The sequence below is a fragment of the Shewanella sp. S1-49-MNA-CIBAN-0167 genome (genome assembly GCF_040310145.1).
In the GTDB taxonomy this organism is placed as follows: Bacteria; Pseudomonadota; Gammaproteobacteria; order Enterobacterales; family Shewanellaceae; genus Shewanella; species Shewanella psychromarinicola.
Window position 1 is genome coordinate 1 of record NZ_JBEOPO010000425.1, and the last position, 247, is coordinate 247.

The window sequence follows — 247 nt, forward strand, 5'->3', positions numbered from 1 at the left end:
TTTAAGACCTAAACGTTTTATGGCCTCTTCCAAGCTCACAGTCTTGCGGCTGTAGCCTAAGAAAGCTGAGTTTGCGATTTGTATCAGCTTGGCAGCGATAACACTTTCCTGGTGAATTATGTCCGCGGCATGAGAGATATCAACTTCTTCATTGGCGAACATAGACTGAATTTGTCTCGCGATATCTGGTAATGCAAAAAAGTACCCGATACGACCCAGTTTATTTCGTAGAGGTTGTTCTATATCT

1 protein-coding gene is annotated in these 247 nt (G+C 42.5%); it reads right to left on the bottom strand.

The features are described 5' to 3' along the window. Nucleotides 1–247, bottom strand: a 247-nt coding sequence (locus AAEZ00_RS21900) for an HDOD domain-containing protein (RefSeq protein WP_351090125.1), incomplete at both ends; no start/stop codon positions are given.